At 71.7% G+C, this 23638-nt stretch carries 22 protein-coding genes; 7 read left to right on the top strand and 15 right to left on the bottom strand.

The window, feature by feature from the left end; translation table 11 throughout:
• Positions 1-61: 61 nt before the first annotated feature.
• Positions 62-430 carry a cupin domain-containing protein gene (locus ACF059_RS03675; protein WP_392050827.1) on the top strand — a complete coding sequence of 123 codons (369 nt, stop codon included), beginning with the start codon at positions 62-64 and terminating at the stop codon, positions 428-430.
• Between the two features lie 278 nt (positions 431-708).
• Positions 709-1773, top strand: coding sequence for a LuxR C-terminal-related transcriptional regulator (locus tag ACF059_RS03680; protein WP_392050830.1), 1065 nt, complete (start codon positions 709-711; stop codon positions 1771-1773).
• Here ACF059_RS03680 and ACF059_RS03685 read toward each other — a convergent pair.
• A complete protein-coding gene (locus tag ACF059_RS03685) occupies positions 1770-2696 on the bottom strand; it encodes a LysR family transcriptional regulator (RefSeq protein ID WP_366868362.1) in 927 nt (308 codons plus the stop codon). The genes ACF059_RS03680 and ACF059_RS03685 overlap by 4 nt on opposite strands.
• A gap of 98 nt (positions 2697-2794) precedes the next feature.
• On the opposite strand from ACF059_RS03685, the gene ACF059_RS03690 reads away from it, so the two are divergent.
• Positions 2795-4102 (top strand): MFS transporter, encoded by a 1308-nt coding sequence (locus ACF059_RS03690; protein ID WP_392050833.1) that lies wholly within the window; start codon positions 2795-2797, stop codon positions 4100-4102.
• Between the two features lie 89 nt (positions 4103-4191).
• On the top strand, positions 4192-4938 hold the full coding sequence (locus ACF059_RS03695) for a L,D-transpeptidase family protein (protein ID WP_392050836.1): 747 nt from the start codon (positions 4192-4194) through the stop codon (positions 4936-4938).
• Between the two features lie 29 nt (positions 4939-4967).
• On the opposite strand, the gene ACF059_RS03700 is transcribed toward ACF059_RS03695, so the two are convergent.
• Entirely contained in the window at positions 4968-6323 is a 1356-nt protein-coding gene (locus ACF059_RS03700; RefSeq protein WP_392050839.1) for an MFS transporter, read from the bottom strand.
• Positions 6324-6532: 209 nt separating this feature from the next.
• On the opposite strand from ACF059_RS03700, the gene ACF059_RS03705 reads away from it, so the two are divergent.
• Positions 6533-7531 carry a sigma-70 family RNA polymerase sigma factor gene (locus ACF059_RS03705; protein ID WP_392050842.1) on the top strand — a complete coding sequence of 333 codons (999 nt, stop codon included), beginning with the start codon at positions 6533-6535 and terminating at the stop codon, positions 7529-7531.
• Here the strand turns inward: ACF059_RS03705 and ACF059_RS03710 are convergent.
• The 11 genes from ACF059_RS03710 to ACF059_RS03760 form a co-directional block, all read right to left on the bottom strand.
• Positions 7427-7795, bottom strand: coding sequence for an STAS domain-containing protein (locus ACF059_RS03710; protein WP_392050844.1), 369 nt, complete (start codon positions 7793-7795; stop codon positions 7427-7429). The genes ACF059_RS03705 and ACF059_RS03710 overlap by 105 nt on opposite strands.
• A gap of 17 nt (positions 7796-7812) precedes the next feature.
• A complete protein-coding gene (locus tag ACF059_RS03715; RefSeq protein WP_392050847.1) occupies positions 7813-8403 on the bottom strand; it encodes a Uma2 family endonuclease in 591 nt (196 codons plus the stop codon).
• A 95-nt stretch (positions 8404-8498) separates the two neighbouring features.
• Positions 8499-9776 (bottom strand): thymidine phosphorylase, encoded by a 1278-nt coding sequence (locus tag ACF059_RS03720; RefSeq protein ID WP_360897374.1) that lies wholly within the window; start codon positions 9774-9776, stop codon positions 8499-8501.
• 86 nt (positions 9777-9862) lie between these two features.
• Positions 9863-10261, bottom strand: a complete 399-nt coding sequence (locus ACF059_RS03725; protein WP_360897372.1) for a cytidine deaminase — start codon at positions 10259-10261, stop codon at positions 9863-9865.
• Complete coding sequence (locus ACF059_RS03730; RefSeq protein WP_366868334.1) at positions 10258-11523, bottom strand: ABC transporter permease; 1266 nt, start codon at positions 11521-11523, stop codon at positions 10258-10260. The genes ACF059_RS03725 and ACF059_RS03730 overlap by 4 nt, the downstream gene beginning before the upstream one ends.
• A complete protein-coding gene (locus ACF059_RS03735; protein WP_366868335.1) occupies positions 11520-12635 on the bottom strand; it encodes an ABC transporter permease in 1116 nt (371 codons plus the stop codon). The genes ACF059_RS03730 and ACF059_RS03735 overlap by 4 nt, the downstream gene beginning before the upstream one ends.
• Entirely contained in the window at positions 12632-14236 is a 1605-nt protein-coding gene (locus ACF059_RS03740; RefSeq protein ID WP_392053017.1) for an ABC transporter ATP-binding protein, read from the bottom strand. The genes ACF059_RS03735 and ACF059_RS03740 overlap by 4 nt, the downstream gene beginning before the upstream one ends.
• A 217-nt stretch (positions 14237-14453) precedes the next feature.
• Positions 14454-15515 (bottom strand): BMP family ABC transporter substrate-binding protein, encoded by a 1062-nt coding sequence (locus tag ACF059_RS03745; RefSeq protein ID WP_366868336.1) that lies wholly within the window; start codon positions 15513-15515, stop codon positions 14454-14456.
• 229 nt (positions 15516-15744) lie between these two features.
• Positions 15745-16989: an amidohydrolase gene (locus ACF059_RS03750; RefSeq protein ID WP_392053020.1), complete on the bottom strand. Its 1245-nt coding sequence runs from the start codon at positions 16987-16989 to the stop codon at positions 15745-15747.
• A gap of 212 nt (positions 16990-17201) precedes the next feature.
• Entirely contained in the window at positions 17202-17864 is a 663-nt protein-coding gene (gene leuE / locus ACF059_RS03755) for a leucine efflux protein LeuE (RefSeq protein WP_392050853.1), read from the bottom strand.
• A gap of 79 nt (positions 17865-17943) precedes the next feature.
• Positions 17944-19524, bottom strand: a complete 1581-nt coding sequence (locus tag ACF059_RS03760) for a methylmalonyl-CoA mutase (protein ID WP_392050856.1) — start codon at positions 19522-19524, stop codon at positions 17944-17946.
• 179 nt (positions 19525-19703) lie between these two features.
• Here ACF059_RS03760 and ACF059_RS03765 point away from each other — a divergent pair, with 179 nt between their 5' ends.
• Entirely contained in the window at positions 19704-20573 is an 870-nt protein-coding gene (locus tag ACF059_RS03765) for a L,D-transpeptidase family protein (protein ID WP_392050859.1), read from the top strand.
• A gap of 264 nt (positions 20574-20837) precedes the next feature.
• Here ACF059_RS03765 and ACF059_RS03770 read toward each other — a convergent pair whose 3' ends face one another.
• Together ACF059_RS03770 and ACF059_RS03775 are read right to left on the bottom strand one after the other, a co-directional pair.
• Positions 20838-21884: a hypothetical protein gene (locus ACF059_RS03770; protein WP_392050861.1), complete on the bottom strand. Its 1047-nt coding sequence runs from the start codon at positions 21882-21884 to the stop codon at positions 20838-20840.
• Positions 21884-22636 carry an RNA polymerase sigma factor gene (locus ACF059_RS03775; protein WP_392053023.1) on the bottom strand — a complete coding sequence of 251 codons (753 nt, stop codon included), beginning with the start codon at positions 22634-22636 and terminating at the stop codon, positions 21884-21886. Before ACF059_RS03775 ends, ACF059_RS03770 begins: the two co-directional genes overlap by 1 nt.
• A gap of 356 nt (positions 22637-22992) precedes the next feature.
• Here ACF059_RS03775 and ACF059_RS03780 point away from each other — a divergent pair, with 356 nt between their 5' ends.
• Positions 22993-23598: a 2-oxo-4-hydroxy-4-carboxy-5-ureidoimidazoline decarboxylase gene (locus ACF059_RS03780; RefSeq protein WP_392050864.1), complete on the top strand. Its 606-nt coding sequence runs from the start codon at positions 22993-22995 to the stop codon at positions 23596-23598.
• Positions 23599-23638: the final 40 nt, after the last annotated feature.

Consider the following 23638-nt stretch of genomic DNA (forward strand, 5'->3'; position numbering starts at 1 on the left):
GGCCCCGCGCGTACAGTGAGAACGAGGACTCGGGGCCCTTCACTCCCGGAGGCGATGCATCATGTCCGGACTGGTGTCCAGGAGCTTCGACCAGGCCGACGAGACGCGGCCGTTCGCGGACGGCAAGGGCAGGCTCGACCTGCTGGAGTCGAGCGGCGCGGGCGTGGGGCGTTCCGTCTTCGAGCCCGGTTGGAAGTGGTCGGAGCACGTCAAGCCGCTGGCCGGTACGGACAGCTGCCAGGCGAACCACACCGGATACGTGGTGAGCGGGCGCATGAAGATCGTCATGGACGACGGCGAGAGCACCGAACTGGCGCCCGGCGACTTCATGCGGGTGCCGCCCGGGCACAACGCCTGGGTGCTGGGCGACGAGCCGTGCGTGATCGTGGACTGGACCGGATTCGCCGACTACGCGAAGCCGGCGGGCTGACTCGGCCGCTCGCCGTCCCGGGCGGGTCGTAGAGCGCGGGTCGCGGGTCGCGGGTCCATCCTGGGTCTCGGTGGCCGCGCCGGATCCCGTCCGCGCCCACCGCTCCGCCCCCGCTCGGTCGGAGGGCGCCGGTGGATCGGGCGCGACCACCAGGTCCGCCCCGTGCAGCCACTGTGCCGGTTCGGTGGAGGTCCCCAGCGCCATCTGAGGCGTCGTCTTGCCGCCTTGCGGGAACACGAGGGGTTTACAAACAGGCACGGATTGGGACGAATGGGCACATGCCAGCCGAGGGAGTCGATCACGCGGGGGCGGCGGGGGCAGTCGGGACGGCCGGGGCAGCCGGGAAGGCCGCGGCGGCCGGGGAGCTGAGCCCCGCGGCCCGGCGCCTCTACGCGTACGCCGTCGAGCGGCACGCCTTCGACACGACCGAGGCGACCTGCGCCCTGGGGGCGTGCGCGGCCGCCGCCATCGCGGAGCTGACCGCCGCCCACCTGCTCCAGCGGGCGCCCGACGGCTGTCCGGACCGGTGGAGCGCCGTCGCGCCCCGGGCCGCGGCGGCCCGGGCCCTGGCCCCGCTGGCCCTGCTCGTACGGGAGACCCACGACGAGATGGACCGCCTGCGCGGGCGGCTGGAGGCGCTGGTGCCCGCGTACGAGGCGGGAAGCGCGCACCGGGACCCGAGGGGGCCGGGGCGGCTGGAGCTGGTCACGGAACTGGGCGTCGTACGGGGACTGATCGCGGAGCTGGTCGCCTCGTGCGAGCGGGAGATGCTGACCTCGCAGCCCGGCGGCGGCCGGCCACCGGAGACGCTGGAGGAGTCGATCGGGCGGGACGAGTCGCTGCTGGCGCGCGGGGTCCGGATGCGCACGATCTACCAGCACACGGCGCGCTACTCGCGGCCCACGGCGGCGTACGTCGAGCGGGTGACGGCCCTGGGCGCCCAGGTGCGGACTCTGGGCGACGGGCTGATGCGGATGCTGGTCTTCGACGGCCACACGGGGGTGATGGAGGCGGCGGACCACAGCGGGGCGGCGCTGGTGGTGCGGGAGCCCAACGTCGTGCACTTCATGACGGAGGCGTTCGAGCGCTCCTGGCTGGGGGCCGAGCCCTTCCCGACCTCGGTGGGCCCGGTGGCGGCGCGGTCGCTCTCGGACGAGCTGCGGCAGACGATCGTCCGGCTGCTGTCGGAGGGGCTGGAGGACAAGGTCATCGCGCGGCGCCTGGGCATGTCGGAGCGGACCTGTCAGCGGCACATCGCCGAGATCATGCGGGCGGTCGGCGCCAAGTCCCGTTTCCAGGCGGGTTACTTGCTGGCGCCGCCGCCCGCCGCGCCGCCGAACTAGAGCTCCGGGATCAGCGAGCCCCTGCGGGACAGCAGGAAGCGTTTGAACGCCGCCACCGGCGGGGTGTCGGGATGGCCGTCGAGCCAGGCGACGCCGATCTCGCGGGCGGCGCGCGGAGCCGTGACCGTCAGCTCGACCACCCCGGGGCGGGCCACGGCCGGGGGCGGCAGGAGCGCCACCCCGAGGCCGGCGGCGACCAGGCCGCGCAGGGTTTCGGCCTCTTCGCCCTCGAAGGCGACGCGGGGGGTGAACCCGGCCTCCGCGCACAGGTCGTCGGTGATGCGGCGCAGGCCGTATCCGGCCTCCAGGGTGACGAAGGCCTCCTCCGCGGCCTCGGCGAGGCGGATGCGCTTGCGCCCGGCGAGGCGGTGGTCGTCGGGGACGACCAGGCGCAGGCGCTGTTCGTCGAGGCGGCGGGCGACGAGGTCCGGGGCGTCCGGGAGCGGTGAGGTGAGGCAGAGGTCGAGCTCGCCCGCCCGGAGCTTCTCCAGCATGGCCTCGCCGTAGTTCTGGACCAGGGAGAAGCGCACGCGCGGGTGGTCGGCGCGGAAGGCGCGGATGAGGCCGGGCACGGTCTCGGATCCCAGGGTGTGCAGGAAGCCGAAGGCGACCTTCCCGAAGGCCGGATCGGCGTCCATCTGGACGGATTCGGCGGCGCGGGCGATCTGGTCGAGGGCCTGTTCGGTGGAGGCCAGGAAGGTGCGGCCCGCCGTGGTGAGGGCGACGGTGCGGCCCTTGCGGGCGAACAGCGTGACGCCCAGGTCCTCTTCGAGGCGGACCATGGCCCGCGACAGGGTGGACTGGGGGACGCCCAGTTCGTGCGCGGCGCGGGTGACGTGCTCGTGCCGGGCGACGGCCGCGAAGTACGCGAGGCGCGGAGCCAGTACCCGTGTCACTGCCATGTCTTCTTCGTAACGGTTCATCGACATGCGCCGTCCTGAGCTGTGCTGATGCGTGAGTGGATCGATTATCGCGAATCCGTGCATTGGACGCATGAAAAAGGCGCACCTAGGGTTTTCTCATGCCTCCCGCTCATACCGGGGCACCCGTCAGCACGGGTGCCTCTCCCTTGTCGTCCCTGGACCCCTCCCCCGAGGGCCGGGAGCCCGGCCGTCCCGGCTACCGCCGGATGAGCCTCGCGCTCTTCGCCGCCGGACTCGCGACCTTCGCACTCCTCTACTCCACCCAGGCGCTGCTGCCCGCGATCTCCGACGGCTTCGGGGTGACGGCGGGTCAGGCCAGCTGGACGGTGTCCGCGGCCACCGGCGCGCTCGCCCTGTTCGTCCTGCCGCTCAGCGCCCTGTCCGAGCGGTTCGGGCGCACCCGGATGATGACCTGGTCGATCGTGGTGGCCGTGGGCGTCGCCCTGCTGATCCCCCTCGCGCCGAACCTGGAGTGGCTCATCGCGCTGCGCGCCGTTCAGGGCGCGGCGATCGCCGGTGTCCCGGCGTCCGCGATGGCGTACCTGGCGGAGGAGGTCAAGCCGAAGGCCCTGGTGGGTGCGATCGGCCTGTTCGTGGCGGGGAACTCGATCGGCGGCATGAGCGGCCGCATCGTCACCGGCTGGGCGGCGCAGCTCGGGGGCTGGCGGGCCGGTCTGGGCGCCGTCGCGCTGATGTCGCTGGCCTGCGCGGCGGCCTTCCTGGTGCTGCTGCCCCGGGCGCGGTTCTTCCGGCCCGCGTCGCTGAACCCGCGCGCGGTGGGGCGTACCGTCCGCGGCCACCTGCGCGATCCGCTGCTGCTGCGGCTGTACGGGATCGGCGCGCTGTTCATGACCGTCTTCGGGGCGGTGTACACCGTCATCGGCTACCGCCTCGTGGCCGAGCCGTTCTCGCTCGGGCAGGGCGTGGTCGGGTCGATCTTCCTGATCTACCTGGTCGGTACGGTCTCCTCCGCGGCCGCCGGCCGGCTGGTGGCCCGCACGGGACGGCGCGGCGCGCTGTACCTGGCCGTCACCACCACCGCGCTGGGGCTGCTGCTGTCGCTGGCCGAGTCCCTGGCGGCGGTCCTCGCCGGGCTCGTCCTGATCACGGCGGGCTTCTTCGCCGGGCACGCGGTGGCCTCCGCCGCGGTGAGCCGGACGGCGAAGACGGGCCGGGCGCAGGCCTCGGCGCTCTACCAGTCGGCGTACTACCTCGGCTCCAGCGCCGGCGGCACCCTGGGCGCCCTCGCCTACCACGGGGCGGGCTGGGCGGCCACGGTCGGCCTCGCGCTGCTGGCGGTGCTCGGCGTCGTGGCGATCACCCTGTACGGGTCGCACGCGGCGCGGGCGGAGCGGGCGCCGGAGGCGCGGCGGCGGATGCCGTCGCGGGCGATGGTCGCGCGCTGACGAAATCTACGCTCGCCGTCCACGCGGACCCCGCTGGTTTTCCGGGCATGCAACACCGGGAACGACGCCGTGCGCACAGGGGAGGACCGATGGGGACACCGACGAGGACGCGGACGTGGGCGAGGGCGAGGACGTCGCGCGGGGGAAGGAGGCGGCCGGCGGCGGTGTGGAGCGGGGTGGCGGCCCTGGCGCTGGCCCTGCCGACGGTGGTCGTGGCGGGCGGGCCGGCGCGGGCCGCCTCCTGCAATCTGACCACGGGCCCCTACCAGCGGCAGGTGGAGCAGTTCCTCGGGCGGCCCGTGGACGGCAGGCAGTCGGCGGCCGACTGCGCGGCCGTCAGGGCGTTCCAGTCGCGCCACGGGATCACCCCGGCCCAGGGGTACGCCGGGCCGCTGACCTGGCAGACGATGAGCACGATCCTGGCCCAGCGGGCGGCGGGCACCACCCCGAACAAGGCGGGCGACTGCCCCACGAACCGCGGGCGGATCGCCTGCGTCGACCTGACGCGGCAGCTGAGCTGGATCCAGGACGGGGCCGCGCTGGCGTACGGCCCGGTCCCGGTCCGCACCGGCAAGCAGGGCACGCCGACCCGGACCGGCCTGAAGAAGATCTACTACCGCAGCATCGACCACTGGTCGACGCTCTACGACGTCGCGATGCCCTACGCGCAGTTCTTCGACGGCGGCATAGCCTTCCACTCGACCGGCAAGAGCATGTGGAACCCGCCCGGTTCGGGCGGCTGCGTGAACATGCGGCCCGCCGACGCCAAGGCGTACTGGAGCATGCTGGGCAAGGGCGAGGACGTCTACGTGTACGGGCGCAAGCCCGGCACCTGACGGCCGACGAGGCGCGGTGACCGGCGGGTTCAGCGGGGCGAGCCGGCCGGCGCCCGCTCGGGCTCCGCAGTCAGGCGGTCCAACCTCCGCAGGCTGGACCGGCGTTGTACGAGGGACAGCCCGGCCACCGCCGCTCCGAGGGCCAGCCAGCCCGCCGGGCCGGCGGTCATGACGGCGCCGGTGAGCAGCAGCGGGCCCGCGGACTTCTGGACGGACTGGGCCATGCCGGCCACGCCGAGGTAGGAGGCGCGCGCCTCGTGGGGTGCGAGGCGCACCGCCAGTTCCCAGGAGCTCACCGACCGCATCAGCTCCGCCGCGGTGCCCAGCACCGCCGCGGCGAGCAGGGCCGCCGAGGCGGCCCACACCCCTCCCCCGGCGGCCGCGGCCAGCAGGACGCAGCAGGCCAGGGTCGTCAGCCCGTACCAGGCGACGGCCCCCGTCGCCCGGCGGGCGCCCTGGACCCGGGCCGACACGCGCAGTTGGAGGGCGACGACGAGCACGGTGTTGATGACCAGGAAGGCCGGGATGAGGGCGTGGGGCGCGGTGGTGTGGCTCACCAGCCACAGCGGCAGGCCGACGGTGAGGATCGAGTCGTCCAGGTTCATCGGGACGTCCAGCAGGACGAACCGGAGGTAGCCGCGGTCGCGCCAGGGGCTCGGCCCGGGCGGGGCGGCCGACGCCGGCCCGGACGTGGGGTCGCCCGGGACCGTGCGGTCCCGTTCCTCGTCGGCGGGCGGCGCGACCACGAGCCCGCGGCCGCGCGGCTCCCGGGTGCGCCACACCAGGGCCGCGGCCGCCAGGAAGGACAGTGCGTTGGCCAGGATCAGGACGTGGTAGGCGCCCCGGGTGCCGACGGCGAGGCCGATCGCGGCGAGGCCCGCGCCGAGGGCGTAGCCGGCGTTCGCCGAACTGCGCGACAGCGCCTGGTAAGTGGCGCGCCGCTCCCCCGCGACCCTCGTGGCGAAGAGCATCTCCAGCGTCTTGGCCGCCCGGTCCGCGAGGTGGGTGAGGGCGAACACGGGCAGCAGCAGCCGGAATTCGGTGACCACCAGCAGCGCGCAGAGGGTGCCCAGGCGGAGCAGGTGGCAGCCGATCAGCAGGGCGCGCACGGGGAACCGGTCGGCGAGGTGGCCCGCCAGAGGTGATCCGGCGATGCCCGCCACGCCGGCCGCGCCCAGCAGCAGGCCGAGCCGGCCGGCGTCGAGCCCGACGATGAAGGTGAAGTAGAGGACGCTGGACGCGGCCCATACGCCCGTCCCCGCGCGGTCCAGGGCCTGCGCGAGCAGCATGATCCGCGCGTCGCGGCCCCCCGGCGGCCGGCGCAGCTGTGCGATCAGGCCGGGCTCCCCCCGCCGTGCCGTCCGGATGTCCCCACCGCGCCGCATTCCAGGCCTCCCCGTCGCCGTCCCCGCCGTCCATGTATCTCGATGTCGAGATACATGGCGGAAGCCTGCCCCAGATCAATCTTGACGTCAAGATACTTGATGTCGACAGATCGGCGGTCGGCCGGTGCGGACCGGCGCTTCCGGCTGCCGTTGTCAGACCTCTCGGGTAGTTTCCGGAGTATCGGGAACTACCAGGGGGACCAACGGACATGAGCGACCTCGCCACCACCACGGACCTCGATGCGGCGATGGACCGGTACCGGGTCGAGCTCACCGGCTACTGCTACCGGATGCTCGGCTCGTCCTTCGACGCCGAGGACGCGGTGCAGGACACGTACATCCGCGCCTGGCGCAGCCACGAGAAGTTCGAGGGCCGCTCCTCGCTGCGGTCCTGGCTGTACCGGATCGCCACCAACGTCTGCCTGGACCTCCTGAAGGCCGGCACCAGGAGGGCCCGCCCGATGGACCTGACCGCCCCGCAGCACCAGGCCTCCGCCGTGCTGAGCGAGCGGCCCGAGGTGACCTGGCTGGAGCCGGTCCCGGACGGCCGCGTGCTGCCGCAGACCGCCGACCCGGCGGAGATGGCCCTCGCCAAGGAGTCCGTCCGGCTGGCCTTCGTCGCGGCGCTCCAGCACCTGCCGGCGAAGCAGCGGGCGGTGCTGATCCTGCGCGAGGTGCTGGCCTGGAAGGCGGACGAGGTCGCCCAGCTGCTGGACACCACCGTGGCCTCGGTGAACAGCGCCCTCCAGCGGGCGCGGGCCACCCTCGCGGGCAGCCGGGTCCGCGCGAGCGAGGCCGCCGACCCGCTGGACGAGGAGCAGGCGAAGCTGCTGGAGCAGTACGTGTCGGCCTTCGAGGCGTACGACATCACCCGGCTCACCACGCTCCTGCACGAGGACGCGGTCCTGTCCATGCCGCCGTACGACCTGTGGCTCCAGGGCCACGAGGACATCGCGGCGTGGCACCTGAACCAGGGCATCGGCTGCAAGGGCTCGCGCCTGATCCCGACCACCGCGAACGGCATGCCGGCCTTCGGGCAGTACCGGCCGCGCGAGGACGGGCTGCCGGGTCACACGCCGTGGGCGCTCCAGGTCCTGGAGGTCTCAGACGGCAGGATCACCGGGCTCAACGCCTTCCTGGACACCGCCCGGTGGTTCCCGCTGTTCGGCCTCCCCGAGCAGCTCGACGAGGCCCACGAGGTCCAGTAGCGCACGGTAGGCGGGGCCGGTCCCGGTGACGGTGAAGCCGCGGCCCCGCGCGGTGAGCCGCAGCCGGGCGAGCGCCTCGACGGCGCCGAGCCCGGGCGCGGTCACGGCGCTCGCGTCGCACACCACGGTGCGCGCCCCGTCGTCGTAGAGCCGCGCCAGCCGCGCGCACAGCTGCGCCACGTCCTGTTCGGTCGGGCTGGGTCCGGGCAGTACGAGTCGGATGATCTCCACGGGACTCTGACCGCCCGGCAGCCCGGAACTCATCGGTAGGTCGTGCCCGCTTACGGGCGGGGCCAGCCAAAAGTGTCGAGGGTGAGGTCGAACGGCTCGGGGAGGTGGACGGTCTCGCCGAACTTGCCCGCGTGCAGGACGCGGTACTGGCCATCCTCGGGCTCGCCGTAAAGGTGGACGGTGGGGCTGCCGGTCGCGTGCGGGTCGATGAGGAGGTAGAGCGGGATGCCCGCTGCGGCGTAGCCGTTGAGTTTGGAGACGCGGTCATTGGCGGCGTTCGACCGGGAGGTGATCTCCACGACGAGCTCCGCGACGTCCGCAGGCGTGACGTTCTCCCCTCGGGGCACCGCCTCCCGCGGGACGACCGCGAGATCCGGGATGTAAAGGCCGCCGCGGCTCGGGACGGCGACGTTGAGAGTCTGGAAGATCTCCCAGTCATCGGGGATCACCTGGTACAGGCGCCGCTGCACCGCCGCGGCGATCAGGTTGTGATTGTTGACGGGCGGTGGTGCCACGGTGACGATCCCCTCGATGATCTCCACCTTGCAGCCCTCCGGCCAGTCCGTCTCCTCCCAGAGGCGGACGACCGAATCCCAGTCGTCACCGCTCGGAGGCTGGTGCTCGACTGCGAGTGCGCTCATGGTGTGCTCCTCAATCGGTTCGTCACCGATCCCAGCATGCCGAACGGGACCGGCGGGGGTCCACCGGTCCCGTTCACCCGATAGGGAAGTGCAGGTCAGGCGATGCGGTCCAGGATGATCGGCGTGGCGGAGAAGGCCGTGCCCGCCGGAGCGATGTCGTAGCCGCCCTCCAGGGCGGCCAGCGCGTACTCGAACTTCTCCGGGGTGTCCGTGTGCAGGGTCATCAGCGGCTGGCCGGCCGTGACGGTGTCGCCCGGCTTCGCGTGCAGCTCGATGCCCGCGCCCGCCTGCACCGGGTCCTCCTTGCGGGCGCGGCCCGCGCCCAGGCGCCACGCGCCGACGCCGACGCCGTACGCGTCCAGGCGCGTCAGGACGCCCGACGCCGGGGCCGTGACGACGTGCTGCTCGCGGGCCACCGGCAGGGCCGCGTCCGGGTCGCCGCCCTGGGCCGCGATCATCCGGCGCCAGTGGTCCATCGCGGAGCCGTCGGCCAGGGCCTTCGCCGGGTCGGCGTCCTTGATGCCCGCCGCCTCCAGCATCTCCTGGGCCAGCGCGATGGTCAGCTCGACGACGTCCGCCGGGCCGCCGCCCGCCAGGACCTCCACCGACTCGCGGACCTCCAGCGCGTTTCCGGCGGTCAGGCCCAGCGGGGTGGACATGTCCGTCAGCAGCGCGACGGTCTTGACGCCCGAGTCGGTGCCGAGGCCCACCATGGTCCGCGCCAGTTCCCGCGCGTCCTCGATGTTCTTCATGAAGGCGCCGGTGCCGACCTTGACGTCCAGGACGAGCGAGCCCGTACCCTCGGCGATCTTCTTGGACATGATCGAGGAGGCGATGAGCGGGATGGCCTCGACCGTGCCGGTGACGTCGCGCAGGGCGTAGAGCTTCTTGTCCGCCGGGGCCAGACCGTCACCCGCGGCGCAGATGACCGCGCCGGTGGTGTCCAGCACGTGCATCATCTCCTCGTTGGAGAGCAGCGCGCGCCAGCCGGGGATGGACTCCAGCTTGTCGAGGGTGCCGCCGGTGTGGCCGAGCCCGCGGCCCGACAGCTGCGGGACGGCCGCGCCGCACGCGGCGACGAGGGGGGCCAGCGGCAGGGTGATCTTGTCGCCGACGCCGCCCGTGGAGTGCTTGTCGGCGGTGGGCCGGGAGAGCGAGTCGAAGTTCATGCGCTCGCCGGAGGCGATCATCGCCGCCGTCCAGCGGGCGATCTCGGTGCGGTTCATGCCGTTGAGCAGGATGGCCATCGCCAGCGCGGACATCTGCTCGTCGGCCACGACACCGCGGGTGTACGCGTCGATGACCCAGTCGATCTGCTCGGGGCTCAGTTCACCGCGGTCCCGCTTGGTCCGGATGACGGAGATGACGTCCATGTGGTGCTTCCTTCTACGCGCATAGAGAGAGGGGTTTGCGGAAGTACGACGGCCCCCCGCCCCGGGGCGGAGGGCCGTCGGCACGGCTATCTCAAGTGGTCGGGCCCGAAGGCCTGGGGCAGCATCTCCGCCAGCGGAAGGATCCCCTTAGGGGTCTCCACCAGCAGTTCCGCTCCGCCGAATTCGAAGAGCAGCTGGCGGCAGCGGCCGCACGGGACGAGGATCTCGCCCCGGCCGTCGACGCAGGTGAAGTGCGTCAGCCGGCCCCCGCCCGTCGCCTGGAGGGAGGAGACCAGGCCGCACTCGGCGCACAGGCCGAGCCCGTAGCTCGCGTTCTCCACGTTGCAGCCGACGACCGTGCGGCCGTCGTCGACGAGCGCGGCGACCCCGACGGGGAAGCCCGAGTACGGGGCGTAGGCCCGGGACATGGCGTCCCGGGCGGCCTCGCGCAGGGCCTCCCAGTCGACGGTGGGCGCCGGCGTCACTTGCCCTGGCCCTTGCGGTACGGCAGGCCGTCCGCCTTCGGCATCCGCAGGCGCTGCGCCGACAGGGCGAGCACCAGCAGCGTCGTCAGGTACGGGGCCGCGTCCACGAACTGGCTCGGCACCGAGTCCGTCGCCGCGTACCAGACGAACAGCAGCGCGGCGAAGACCGCCGAGGCGCCCGCCTGGACGTACTTCTTCTTGTAGAGCTGCCAGGCGCAGACCAGCACCAGCAGGATCGCGATCAGCAGCAGCATCGCGTGGACGTTCTCGGCGCCACCGCGCAGCTTGAGGCTGTCGATGAAGCCGAACAGGCCCGCGCCCAGGGCCATGCCGCCCGGCATCCAGTTACCGAAGATCATCGCGGCGAGACCGATGTAGCCGCGGCCGCCGGTCTGCCCCTCCTGGTAGATGGGGCTGGCGACGATGGACAGGAACACGCCGCCCAGGCCGGCCAGGCCGCCCGAGACGATCACGGCGATGTACTTGTACTTGTAGACGTTGACGCCCAGCGACTCCGCGGCGACCGGGTTCTCACCGCAGGAGCGCAGCCGCAGGCCGAAGGTGGTGCGCCACAGCACCCACCAGGTGGCCGGGATCAGCAGCAGGGCGAGGACCGTCAGCAGCGAGATCTCGGTGACCAGGCCGCCGATGACGCCGGCGAGGTCCGAGACGAAGAACCAGTGCTTGCCCTGGAGGTCGGACATCCAGTCCGACAACCCCGGCACGGTGATCTTGGTGATGGGCTCGACCTGCGGGGACTGCTTGGAGGAGCCGCCCGGCGCGTCGGCGAACGTGAAGTTCGACAGGTACTGGGTGAAGCCCAGCGCCAGGATGTTGATGGCCACACCGGAGACGATGTGGTTCACGTTGAAGGTGACCGTGATGATCGCGTGCAGCAGGCCGCCGACGGCGCCGCCGAGGATGCCGAGCGCGACACCCGTCCACGGGCCCCACTGGTAGCCGGCCCAGGCACCGAACCAGGTGCCGAGGATCATCATGCCTTCGAGACCGATGTTGACGACACCGGCGCGCTCGGCCCACAGACCACCGAGGCCGGCGAGGCCGATCGGCACGGCCAGCGAGAGGGCGCCCGAGACCTGGCCGACCGAGGTCAGGTCGTTGGCCCCGCTGATCAGGCGGACCAGGGAGACCAGCGCGAGGCCACCCGCGACGATCAGCATGATCCAGGGCAGGGTGAGCTTCTTGCGGCCGCCGGACTTCTTCGGGGCGGCGGCCGTCGCGGAAACGGTGCTGGTGCTCACGCCGCGACCTCCTTCTCGGTCTTGATGGCGTGGCCTGCGGCCAGTTCCTCGCCGACCTTCTGCTGCTGGCGGCGGATGCCGTAACGGCGGACGAGCTCGTACGAGACGACGACCGCGATCACGATCAGGCCCTTCATGATCGTGCCGATCTCCTTCGCGTACCCCTCCGTGTCGAGCGAGGCCGAGGCCTTGTCGATGAAGGACATCAGGAACGCGGCGAAGAGGATGCCGACCGGGCTGTTGCGGCCGAGCAGCGCGATGGTGATGCCGGTGAAGCCGACACCCACCGGGAAGGACAGGTTGTACGTGTGGGTCTCGCCCAGCAGCTGCGGCATGCCGGACAGGCCGGCGACCGCGCCCGAGATCAGCATCGAGGTGATGATCATCTTCTTGGCGTCGACACCGGAGGCCTGGGCGGCGGACTCGCTGGCGCCGGTGGCGCGCAGGTCGAAGCCGAAGCGGGTGCGGTTGAGCGTGAACCAGTAGACGACGCCGAGGGCGAACGCCACGAAGGTGAAGCCGTAGATCTCCAGGCCGTCACCGATCGACAGGGCCGGGAACCAGCCGGACTCGGCGATCTCGCCGGTCGTCAGGTCGTTGGAGCCCGCCGGCTGGACGCCGAGGTTCTTCGGCAGGATCAGCCACGCGATGAGGCTGGTCGCGATGGCGTTGAGCATGATCGTCGACACGACCTCGCTCACCCCGCGCTTGGCCTTGAGGACACCCGCGATGCCGGACCAGAAGGCACCGGTCAGCATGGCGACGAGCACGATCACGAGGAGGTGCAGCGGGCCGGGCAGCGTGACGGCGGTGCCGACCAGCGCGGAGATCATCGCGGCGAGGCGGTACTGGCCGTCGACGCCGATGTTGAAGAGGTTCATCCGGAAGCCGATGGCCACGGCCAGGGCTGCCAGGTAGTAGGTGCCCGCCTGGTTCACGATGAGGACCTGGACGTCCTCGTAACCGGCGTTCTCCACCATGAGGCGCAGCGGCTCGATCGGGTCGATGCCCGTCGCCCCCAGCACGATCATGGTCAGCACGAAGGCGCTGACGAGCGCGAGCACGGGCCCGGCGAAGGCGAGGATCAGCCGGTCCTTGTCGAATTTCTTCATCGGGCCTCGTCCTCCGGCGTTGCGGCACCCGCGTCGGGGCCGGTGGCGGAGTGGTTGTCGGTTGCTTCCAGGTGCCCGGAGGCGGCGCCCGTCATGGCGGTGCCGAGTTCCTCGGGGGTGACGGTCGCCGGGTCGGCGTCCGCGACCAGCCGGCCGCGGTAGATCACGCGCAGCGTGTCGGACAGACCGATCAGCTCGTCCAGGTCGGCGGAGATCAGCAGGACCGCCAGTCCTTCGCGGCGGGCCTCGCGGATCGCGTCCCAGATCTGCGCCTGCGCGCCGACGTCCACACCGCGGGTGGGGTGGGCGGCGATCAGGAACTTCGGGTTGTGGCTCATCTCGCGGCCGACGATCAGCTTCTGCTGGTTGCCGCCGGAGAGCGAGGCCGCGGTGACCTCGATGCCGGGCGTGCGGACGTCGTACTCGCGCACGATCCGCTCGGTGTCCTTGCGGGCCGCCTTCGGGTCGAGGATGCCGCGCTTGGAGTTGGGCGCCTCGGTGACGTGGCCGAGGATGCGGTTCTCCCAGAGGGAGGACTCCAGCAGCAGGCCGTGGCGGTGGCGGTCCTCGGGGATGTAGCCGATGCCGGCCACGCGGCGCGAGCGCGTCGGGGCGGTGGAGATGTCGGCGCCGTCCAGCGTGATCGTTCCGCCGTCGGGGATGCTCATGCCCATCAGGGCCTCGATGAGCTCCGTCTGGCCGTTGCCCTCGACGCCGGCGATGCCGAGGACCTCACCCTTGTGGATGGTGAAGTCGATGCCGGCCAGCACCTCGCGGACGACGCCGTCCGGGTCGGTCGCGGCCAGGCGCAGGCCGTCGACCCGCAGCATCGGGGTGGTGGTCACCGTGGACTCGCGGGTCTCCGGCGACGGCAGCTCGGAGCCGACCATCAGCTCGGCCAGCTGCTTGGTGGTGGCGGTCTTCGGGTCCGCGGTGCCGACCGTGGTGCCGCGCCGGATGACGGTGATGTCGTCGGCGACCTTCAGGACCTCGCCCAGCTTGTGCGAGATGAAGATGACGGTCAGGCCCTCGGCCTTGAGCTCGCGCAGGTTGTCGAAGAGCGCGTCCACCTCCTGCGGCACGAGCACGGCGGTCGGCTCGTCGAGGATGAGGATCTTGGCGCCGCGGTAGAGGACCTTGAGGATCTCCACGCGCTGGCGGTCGGCGACACCGAGGTCCTCGACCAGGGCGTCGGGACGCACGCCGAGACCGTAGGAGTCCGAGATCTCCTTGATCTTCTTACGGGCCTTGGCGCCGATGCCGTACAGCTTCTCGCCGCCGAGGACCACGTTCTCCAGGACGGTGAGGTTGTCGGCGAGCATGAAGTGCTGGTGCACCATGCCGATGCCGCGGGCGATGGCGTCGCCGGGGCTGCTGAAGGAGACCTGCTCCCCGTCGATGGCGATGGTGCCCTCGTCCGGCTTCTGCATGCCGTAGAGGATCTTCATCAGGGTCGACTTGCCGGCGCCGTTCTCGCCGATCAAGGCATGGACCGTGCCCTTGCGGACGGTGATCGCGATGTCCTTGTTGGCGACGACGCCGGGGAAGCGCTTGGTGATGCCGTGCAGTTCTACGGCGGGGGGCGGGCTGGACGCGTTGATGACGCACTCTCCTTGGCGCGGAAGGAGCGGAAGGCAGGGGGGGACAGGGCGGGGAGTGAAAGTATCGCGTCCACGATGCTTCTACGCGCGTAGCACTGTCGGAAGTGAAATCTTGAGGCCAACTGACCTCAAGGACACTCAACACGGCTCGGGGCCCGGGAGCGAATGAGACCGCTGCCCGGACCCCGGAGACCACGACTACATGTCAGGAACGGCCTTACGGGGCGGTCTTGACGGTGATCTTCTTGGCGATGATGTCGGCCTTGGCCTTCTCCACCGCGGCGACGACGTCGGTCATCTCCTTGTACTTCGGGTTGGAGTCGGCCAGGCCGACGCCGTCCTTGTCCAGGCCGTAGCGGATCTCACCGGTGGCCGGCTTGCCGTCCTGGACCGACTTGATCAGGTCGAAGACGGAGTCCGAGACGTCCTTGGTGACCGAGGTCAGGATGGCGTCCTTGTACTTCGCCAGACCGGCCTGGTTGTACTGGTCGGAGTCGACACCGATGGCCCACTTGCCCTTCGCGGAAGCGGCCTCGATGGCACCCGAGCCGGCGAGACCGGCGGCGGCGTAGACCACGTCGGCGCCACCCGCGTCGAGCTGGCCCTGCGCGGCGGCCTTGCCGAGGTCGGGCTTGGAGAAGCCGTCGAAGTTCGGCGGCTGCGTCAGGTAGGCGGAGAGCACCTTGGCGTTCGGGTTGGTGTCCTTGACGCCCTGGGTGAAGCCGGCCTCGAACTTCTTGATCAGCGGGACCTCGACACCGCCGATGAAGCCGACCGTGCCGGTCTTGGACACCTTGGCGGCGGCGACGCCGGCCAGGTAGGAGCCCTGCTCCTCGTTGAAGACGAGGTTGGCGATGTTCGCGCCGGTCACCGAGGTGTCGTCGATGATGCCGAACGTGGTGTTCGGGAACTTCGGCGCGACCTTCTTGATGGCCGGGGCGTAGGAGAAGCCGACGCCGATGACCGGGTTGTTGCCCTTGCGGGCAAGCTCCGTGAGGCGCTGGACCTTGTCGGCCTCGCCCTCACCGTCGGTGGGCTCCGCCTCGGCGCCCTTGATCTTCAGATCGGTTTCGGCCTTCTTCAGGCCCGCGTAGGCGGCGTCGTTGAACGACTGGTCGCCGCGGCCACCGATGTCGTACGCGATGGCGGCGCTGGCGGCGGCCTTGGTGCCGTCGGTGGACGGGGTGTCCGAGGACTTCTTACCGCCACAGGCGGTGGCCGAGAGGGCCAGCGCCGCGGACGCGATGCCCACGGTGGCGATCCTGGTGATCCGGCGCAAGGGGAGGCTCCTTCAAAACCTGACCGAAGCGCCACGACCGGCGCTGGTTTCGCCGCGATCGTAACGCGCGTAGATGTCAGTTAAAGGCCCGTTCATGAGTCGTTATCGGATCGTCGTGAACCAGACAGTGACCGATTGGTAACTCCTCACGCGCCCAGCCCTTGTGTACCAAGGGCTGGACACGTCTGCCAGGAGGCCCGCACATGTTGTAAGGAGTTTGCCCCGGCCTTTACCTGGCGGGCCCGGCGTGCCGTCCGTCGAGCAGCGCGGCGGCCGTGAAGAACTCCACTCCGACGCCGATCGCGGACTCGTCCACGTCGAAGTCACCGCGGTGCAGGTCGTGCTTGGCGGTGTCGCCGGGGGTCCGGACGCCCAGGCGGGCCATGGCGCCCGGGACGTGCTCCAGGTACCAGGAGAAGTCCTCCCCGCCCAGGCTCTGCTCGGTGTCCTCGACCGAGCCGGCGCCGCGGCGGGCCGCCATCGCCTCGCGCAGCAGTTCGGTGCTCACCGGGTCGTTGACCACCGGCGGCACCCCCCGCACGTGGTTGATCTCGAACTTGGCCCCGTGCATGGTCGCGATCTCGTCGATCGCCGCGTGGATCATGTCGGGCGCCTCGTGCCAGGCGGCCAGGTCCAGGCACCGAACGGTTCCGGACAGCTCGGCGTGCATCGGGATGACGTTGCAGGCGTGCCCGGCCTCGATCCGGCCCCAGGTGACGGACATGCCCGACCGGGCGTCCATCCGGCGGGCCAGCAGGGCCGGCGCGTCGATGGCCACCCGGGCGGCGGCCGTCACCAGGTCGGTGGTCAGGTGCGGCCGGGCGGTGTGCCCTCCGGAGCCGGAGAGGGTGACCTCCAGCCGGTCGCAGGCCGAGGTGATGGGGCCGGGCCGCAGCCCGATCCGGCCGGCGTCGACCCGGGGGTCGCAGTGCACGGCGAGGATCCGGCCCACGCCGTCCAGGACCCCGGACTCGATGGCGTCGGTGGCCCCGCCGGGCAGGACCTCCTCGGCGGGCTGGAACAGCAGCCGTACGGGGCGGGGCAGCAGCCCCTGGCGGTCGAGTTCGGCGAGCACGAGGCCCGCGCCGAGGACGACGGTGGTGTGCACGTCGTGGCCGCAGGCGTGGGCGCGGTCGGGGAAGGTCGAGCGGTACGAGACGTGCGTCTTGGTATCCGGGATGGGCAGGGCGTCGATGTCCGCGCGCAGGGCCAGCATGGGGCGCAGCCCATCCCAGGTCCCCACGTCACAGATCAGGCCCGTGCCGGACTTCAGCACCCGTGGTCGCAGGCCGGCTTTCTCCAGCCGGGCTTTGATCGCCGCCGTGGTGCGGAATTCCTGGTGTCCGAGCTCCGGGTGCATGTGCAAGTCCCGGCGGAAGGCGATCAGTTCGGTACGCAGGTGGTCCGGAAGTGTGCCGGGCAGCTCGGGCCGCTCGGACGCGGCGGGCTGGGCGGTCTGGGACTCGCGGGACATCAACTGGTTCACCCGTTTAAGGGTAGGCGTACGAATGGGTCAACTGGCCAGGGATCACGAAAAGTTCATGCCGTTAGGGGAAAGAAACCCGGCCTCTGGAGGCATGACCGGATGCGCGCGGGGGTAAACTCGCGCGCTCGTTCCGCCCGTGGGAGCCGCCTGGCCAGGGAGTCTGCGCACCTCACGGACGGCGTCGCCGCCCGGCACAGGGATCAGCCAGCCGCGAGCTTGGCCGCGAAGCCCAGGAACAGCACGCCCGCCGCCGAGGTCGCACCGGCCGACAGCCGCTTGCGGCGCCGGAACGCGGCGGAGAGCCGGGTGCCGCCGAATATCAGCAGCGTCAGGTACAGGAAGCTGCCGGTCTGCAGCAGGCCGCCCAGGACCAGGAACGACAGCGCGGGGTAGGCGTAGGACGGATCCACGAACTGCACGAAGAAGGACATCAGGAAGAGGATGGCCTTCGGGTTGAGCAGGCTGATCAGCAGCGCGCGCCGGTAGGGCCGCTCGCCCTCGCCCCCGCCCTCGCCCGGGCCGGCGGGCACGGCGGCCGGCTCCGCCTCCCGCTCCCGGCGGCTGCGCCACAGCGCCCAGGCGCCCCGCATCATGCCCACCGCCAGCCACGCCAGGTACCCGGCGCCGAGCACCTTCACCACGGTGAACACCAGCGGGCTCGCCTGGAGCAGCGCCCCGGCGCCCACGGCGGTCAGCAGCATCAGGACGGCGTCGCCGGTGAACACCCCGGCGGCCGCCTTGTACCCGGTGCGGACCCCGCGGCGGGCCGCGACGGACAGCACGTAGAGCGAGTTCGGCCCCGGCAGCAGAATGATCAGTACCAGGCCGGCGAGATAAGTCGGAAGATCTGTCACACCCAGCATGCGCAGGAGTGTCCCATGAGGACGCACCTGTCGCGCCAGTCCTTTCCACTGGGCGGACTCCCTCTGCCGCCGAGCGGGGTCACCAGACGGATTCAACCGGTTCGTACGCCCCCCAGACCTCCCGCAGCGCCCCGCACACCTCCCCCACCGTCGCCCGCGCCCGCAGCGCGTCCTTCATCGGGTAGAGCACGTTGCCGGTCCCCGCCGCCGCCTCCCGCAGGGCCGCGAGGGCCGCCGCCACCGCCGCCCCGTCCCGCTCCGCGCGCAGCCGCGCCAGCCCCGCGCGCTGCCGCGCCTCGATCTCCGGGTCCACGCGCAGCGGCTCGTACGGTTCCTCCCGCTCCAGCGCGAAGCGGTTGACCCCGACGACCACGCGCTCGCCGCTCTCGGTCTCCTGCGCGATGCGGTAGGCGTTGCGCTCGATCTCGCCCTTCTGGAATCCGTTCTCGATCGCGGCCACCGCCCCGCCCTGGTCCTCGACCCGCCGCATCAGCCCGAGGACGGCCTCCTCCATCTCGTCCGTCATCCGCTCCACCACGTAGGACCCGGCGAAGGGGTCCACGGTGTGGGGCACGTCCGTCTCGTGCGCGAGGACCTGCTGGGTGCGCAGCGCGAGGCGGGCTGACTTCTCCGTGGGCAGCGCGATCGCCTCGTCGAAGGAGTTGGTGTGCAGCGACTGGGTGCCGCCCAGTACGGCGGCCAGCGCCTGCACGCCCACCCGTACGAGATTGAGCTCGGGCTGCTGCGCGGTCAGCTGGACCCCGGCCGTCTGGGTGTGGAAGCGCAGCATCAGCGATTTCGGATCGCGCGCCCCGAACTCCTCCCGCATGACGCGGGCCCAGATCCGCCGGGCCGCGCGGAACTTCGCGACCTCCTCCAGCAGGGTGGTGCGGGCGACGAAGAAGAAGGAGAGCCGGGGCGCGAACTCGTCGACGGCCATCCCGGCGGCCAGGGCCGTACGGACGTAGGCGATCCCGTCGGCGAGGGTGAAGGCCACCTCCTGCGCGGGCGAGGCCCCCGCCTCGGCCATGTGGTAGCCGGAGATGGAGATGGTGTTCCACTTGGGGATCTCGGTGCGGCAGTAGCGGAAGGTGTCGGCCGTCAGCCGGAGCGAGGGGCCGGGCGGGAAGATGTACGTGCCGCGCGCGATGTACTCCTTGAGCACGTCGTTCTGCACGGTCCCCGTCAGCTGCGCGCCCGAGATGCCCTGTTCCTCCGCGACGAGTTGATAGAGCAGCAGGAGCAGCGCGGCGGGCGCGTTGATGGTCATGGAGGTGGAGACCCGGTCCAGGGGGATCCCGTCGAACAGCGTCCGCATGTCGTCGAGCGAGTCGACGGCGACGCCCACCTTGCCCACCTCGCCGTGCGCGAGCGGGGCGTCGGAGTCGTGTCCCATCTGGGTCGGCAGGTCGAAGGCGACCGACAGGCCGGTGCCGCCGCCCGCGATGAGCTGGCGGTAGCGCGCGTTGGACTCGGCGGCGGTGCCGAAACCGGCGTACTGCCGCATGGTCCAGGGACGGCCGGTGTACATCGTGGGATAAATCCCCCGGGTGTAGGGGAAGTCGCCCGGTTCGCCCAATTGGACCGCCGGGTCCCACTCCGTCAGGTCGCCCGGCCCGTAGACCGGTTCGATCGGGATACCGCTCTCGGTACGTGCCATGTGACGAAACCCTCCGTAGAACGACCGGGCCCGGGACTGATACAACCGTCCCCGCATATCGCTTCGTAAGGCCGCGGACGGCTGCTGGTCACAATGGCGCAACATCCCGGGGTCCAGTGCAACTCTCCACGCGCGCGAGGCATCACCTAGATACACGACGTAGAAACCGGGGGACTGCAATGCAGCGCCAGAGATTCATAATCCGCACGATCGGGGTGGCCACCGCCGTCGCGCTCGCCGCGACCGCCTGCGGGCCGGAGAAGGCCGAGTCCACGGGCTCCCCTTCCCCGGCTTCGTCATCGCCCGTGGCGGGTGCCTCCCCCGACGCCTCCCCTTCCGACAACAAGCCCGGCGACGCCTCGCCGTCGGCTTCGCCCTCCGCTTCGGCCTCCCCGTCGGCCTCCCCTTCGCCCACGGTGAAGGCGATCATGGCCAACGGCGACGAGAGCGAGCAGGTGCGCGAGCTCCAGGCCCGCCTGAAGCAGCTCAAGCTGATGACGGTCGCGCCGACCGGTTTCTACGGCTCGAAGACGACGGCCGCGGTCAAGACCTTCCAGTCGAAGCACAGCCTGACCGCGAGCGGTGCGGTCGACGAGGCGAGCTGGAAGAAGATCCAGAGCCTTTCCAAGAAGCCCACCGCCGACGAGCTGCGCCCGCCGACCGTCAACGAGGTCGACGCACCGGATCCGCGCTGCATGACCGGCCGGGTGATGTGCATCAGCAAGGAGAGCCGCACCCTCGCCTGGATGATCGACGGCAAGGTCGTCTCCACGATGGACGTCCGCTTCGGTTCGGAGAACACGCCGACCCGCGAGGGCGAGTTCAAGGTGGACCGCAAGGAGAAGGACTGGGTGTCGACGATCTACCACACGCCCATGCCGTACGCGATGTTCTTCAGCGGGGGCCAGGCGGTGCACTACTCGGCCGACTTCGCCGCCCGCGGCTACGCCGGCGCCTCGCACGGGTGTGTGAACGTCCGGGACAAGGGCAAGCTGTCGGCGCTCTTCGGCCAGGTCCAGGTCGGCGACAAGGTCGTCGTCTACTGGTGAGGTGGCGGGCCGCGGACCGGGGGACCGCTCTGCGGTCCCCCCAGGTCGGCCGGATCGGCCGGATCGACCGGTAGACACCCGGTCGGTACGTGGTCAGTAGGTAAAGGGCGCGGGCAGGGCCGGGGGAACGTGCCCCGCCCGCGCCGGTTGCGCAGAGCCCAGGGGTACGGGGGGAACCCCGGCTCATGCGCGGCCGATGACCAGTCGGCTCGATATGTACTGCGCCACCGCTTCGAAAAGTGTTACAGGCAGGTCATCGCATGTTCAGCGGCTGGTGAGAAGCCCCGTGGAACCCTGCGGAACGGCGGGCGTCAGGCGGCTGGGAGCCCTGAGCGTGCCGTCCTGCTGCGGGGCGTCGCCGCGCTTGGCGCCGGAGTCGCCGTCCAGCACCTTCTCGCAGTACTTCGGGATCCGGGCGAGGCCGTCGGCCAGGCGCGAGAGCCGCTCACGGCGGTCGTCGTTGATGACGCCCGACCGGAAGTCCTTGCAGAGGTCCACCGTGAGGCGGGTCTGCGCCTCGCGGTCCTTGGTGAGGTCCCCGGTGAAGGTGTCCTGGGTCCCGCCTCCGCCGACGGCGCCGCTCTGGCCGTCGCGGGCGTCCTTGCCCGAGCCGCCACCGGTCGCCTCGGTGCCCGAGGAGGTCCCGGCGCCGTTCCCGGTCCCCTGGGTCGTACGGCCGTCCGCGCCCGGCTGCTGCGTCGCGCCCGGTGTGGCCGTCGCGTGGGAGCCGTCCGGCAGCGGGGTGGACCGCAGCTTCGGTCCGGGGGTCGGGGCGCCGGTGCCGGTGCCCGGGGCCGGGTTCTCCTCGGCGCTGATGGACAGGGCCGGTCCCGGTCCCGCGCTGTCGTGGCGGGACCGCTCCAGCAGACCGGCGCCGGCCGCGGCGGCCAGACCGCCGACGGCGACGCTCGCCAGGGCCGCGGCCAGGCCGAAGCCGACGGTGCGGCGGCGCCGGGGCGCGAGCGCCCGGACGGATGCGGCCGCGGGGGCGTGCGCGTGGGCCTCCGCAGGAACGATGCTGCCGAGATCGATCAGGGGTTCCCCGGATACGGCCGCCGGGGTGCCCGGCGGGGCGCCCGTCGTGGCGCGTGCCGCGCGGAAGGCGGCCAGCGCCGCGGCCTCCCCGGGCAGTTCCGCGCCGGCGGACGGCAGATCGGCCGAGGGGGCCAGCGCGTCGAGGGCGGCGCGCAGCCGTGCGGCCTCGATGCGGGTCCGCCGGTCGGCGGCCCGACCCACAGGTTCCACCGGCTCGCCGCGCAGCAGTCTGTCCGCCGCGGCTTCGTCCAGCCACCCGTTGAGCTCGTCGGCCATCACATGTCCTTCTGCGTCCGCCAACGTGAATGCGTCACACCGGTTTGTTCCACGAAGCCCCTGCCCCGGCCGCGCTGAGCGGGTACGGCGTCGAGATCCCTCCCGTCCCCGCCGTCCCACGGCTGGCCATCGGCATTATGACCGACCGGCGCGCCGGGATCCGCGCCGGTGTCCGAGGTCGGCTCGAACCCGCCCTCCAGACCCTGCGCGGCGAGCAGCTCGGCCAGCTTCTTCAGGCCACGGTGGGCGGCGGTCCGTACGGCGCCCGGCCGCTTCCCGAGGGTTTCCGCCGCGCTCTTGGCGTCCAGTCCGACCACGACCCGCAGGACGACGGCCTCGGCCTGGTCCTGCGGCAGCTTCGCGATGAGGGCCATGGTCCGTCCGGTGGAGAGGGACTCCATGGCCGCGCCCGCGGTGTCGCAGTCGGCGGCCCAGGCGGTGAGCTCGGTGTCGTCGCCGCCGATGGCGGGGCGGCGGCCGCGCATGCGGATGTGGTCGAGGGCCCGGTTGCGGGCGATGCGGGCGGCCCAGCCGCGGAAGCGGTCGGCGTCGCCGGTGAAGGAGTCGAGGTCGCGGGCGATCTGCAGCCAGGCCTCGGAGGTCACGTCCTCCGCGTCGCCGTCTCCGACGAGCGTGCGTACGTAACCGAGCAGGCGTGGGTGCACGGCGCGGTACACGGCACGGAACGCGTTCTCGTCGCCGCCCTGCGCCGCGAGCACCGCGGCGGTCAGTTCCGCGTCGTCCCCCAGCAAAGTCCCCAACCCGTTCACTGTCCTGTACGTGTGGCGCAAATCAGCACGTTACGGCTTTCCGGCACCCCGCGTCCACGACTAGTACAACGAGCAACCATCCCTGTGCGGAGCGGGGTGTGACACAAAACGCACTCGAGGCGCTGAGAGGGATACGGGCTTGTCGCACGAGCCCGTGACGGACGGCGACCGGGGCCTCTCCTGTGGGGGGTGGCGGCCTCGGTCGCCCTCCCCGTCTCCGGGTCGCGCGGTCCGCGCCAGAGTACGTGTCCCTCCGTGGCGTTCAACATCATCCTTTCGGCTCACTTCCGAGTGAATTCACCGCATGGATACGGCACAGCCTGCCCCGCATCGATAGCGTGGCGGTACACCCGCGCCACGCCCCGAGGAGCCCCCTGCTGTCCAGCCCCCTTCCGGCACAGGTCCGCGGCAGCTCCGACCCCTCCCCCGGCTCCGGACTGGCGCGGTTCAACGCCCTGTCCCCCGAAGTCGCCCACGCCGTCCTGCTCCAGTGCTGCGGAAGCCGGCGCTGGGCGCACCGGCTGGCCACGCACCGCCCGTACCCCGATTGCAGCGCTCTGCTCGCCGCCGCGGACGAGGCCTCGTACGACCTCTCGCAGGCGGACCTGACGGAGGCGCTGGCCGCCGAGTCCTCGGCGGAACTGGGACACGGGGCCCCGTACGCGGCCCTGCTCGCGCTCGACGCGGCCCACGCGGAGTACGAGCGCAAGTTCGGCCACGCCTTCGTGATCAGCCTCGACGAGCACCCGCCGGAGGAGCAGGCGGACCAGTTGCTGGCGGCGATCCGCCGGCGGATGGGGCACGAGGTGGACGAGGAGCGCTCGATCTCCGCCGACGAGCTGCGCCGCGTCGCGCGGGCCCGGCTGGCCGACATGACGCGCTGGCTGATCTCCGCGGACGGGGCGTCGGCTTCCGAATTCAGGCTATTCGCCCCTGTGGGATAGTCCGTCCGTGGCTGTTTGATCACACCGATGACCCCCGGGC

Origin of the sequence: Streptomyces sp. NPDC016562 (genome assembly GCF_043076955.1) — a bacterium.
Taxonomy (GTDB): Bacteria; Actinomycetota; Actinomycetes; order Streptomycetales; family Streptomycetaceae; genus Streptomyces.

What these genes read in the sequence shown, in the direction of transcription:
- ACF059_RS03675 (WP_392050827.1), top strand. Translation starts at nt 62, where the DNA reads ATGTCCGGACTGGTGTCCAGGAGCTTCGACCAGGCCGACGAGACGCGG.
- ACF059_RS03680 (WP_392050830.1), top strand. Translation starts at nt 709, where the DNA reads ATGCCAGCCGAGGGAGTCGATCACGCGGGGGCGGCGGGGGCAGTCGGG.
- ACF059_RS03685 (WP_366868362.1), bottom strand. Translation starts at nt 2,696, where the DNA reads ATGAACCGTTACGAAGAAGACATGGCAGTGACACGGGTACTGGCTCCG.
- ACF059_RS03690 (WP_392050833.1), top strand. Translation starts at nt 2,795, where the DNA reads ATGCCTCCCGCTCATACCGGGGCACCCGTCAGCACGGGTGCCTCTCCC.
- ACF059_RS03695 (WP_392050836.1), top strand. Translation starts at nt 4,192, where the DNA reads ATGGGGACACCGACGAGGACGCGGACGTGGGCGAGGGCGAGGACGTCG.
- ACF059_RS03700 (WP_392050839.1), bottom strand. Translation starts at nt 6,323, where the DNA reads ATGCGGCGCGGTGGGGACATCCGGACGGCACGGCGGGGGGAGCCCGGC.
- ACF059_RS03705 (WP_392050842.1), top strand. Translation starts at nt 6,533, where the DNA reads ATGAGCGACCTCGCCACCACCACGGACCTCGATGCGGCGATGGACCGG.
- ACF059_RS03710 (WP_392050844.1), bottom strand. Translation starts at nt 7,795, where the DNA reads ATGAGTTCCGGGCTGCCGGGCGGTCAGAGTCCCGTGGAGATCATCCGA.
- ACF059_RS03715 (WP_392050847.1), bottom strand. Translation starts at nt 8,403, where the DNA reads ATGAGCGCACTCGCAGTCGAGCACCAGCCTCCGAGCGGTGACGACTGG.
- ACF059_RS03720 (WP_360897374.1), bottom strand. Translation starts at nt 9,776, where the DNA reads ATGGACGTCATCTCCGTCATCCGGACCAAGCGGGACCGCGGTGAACTG.
- ACF059_RS03735 (WP_366868335.1), bottom strand. Translation starts at nt 12,635, where the DNA reads ATGAAGAAATTCGACAAGGACCGGCTGATCCTCGCCTTCGCCGGGCCC.
- ACF059_RS03750 (WP_392053020.1), bottom strand. Translation starts at nt 16,989, where the DNA reads ATGTCCCGCGAGTCCCAGACCGCCCAGCCCGCCGCGTCCGAGCGGCCC.
- leuE (WP_392050853.1), bottom strand. Translation starts at nt 17,864, where the DNA reads ATGCTGGGTGTGACAGATCTTCCGACTTATCTCGCCGGCCTGGTACTG.
- ACF059_RS03760 (WP_392050856.1), bottom strand. Translation starts at nt 19,524, where the DNA reads ATGGCACGTACCGAGAGCGGTATCCCGATCGAACCGGTCTACGGGCCG.
- ACF059_RS03765 (WP_392050859.1), top strand. Translation starts at nt 19,704, where the DNA reads ATGCAGCGCCAGAGATTCATAATCCGCACGATCGGGGTGGCCACCGCC.
- ACF059_RS03770 (WP_392050861.1), bottom strand. Translation starts at nt 21,884, where the DNA reads ATGGCCGACGAGCTCAACGGGTGGCTGGACGAAGCCGCGGCGGACAGA.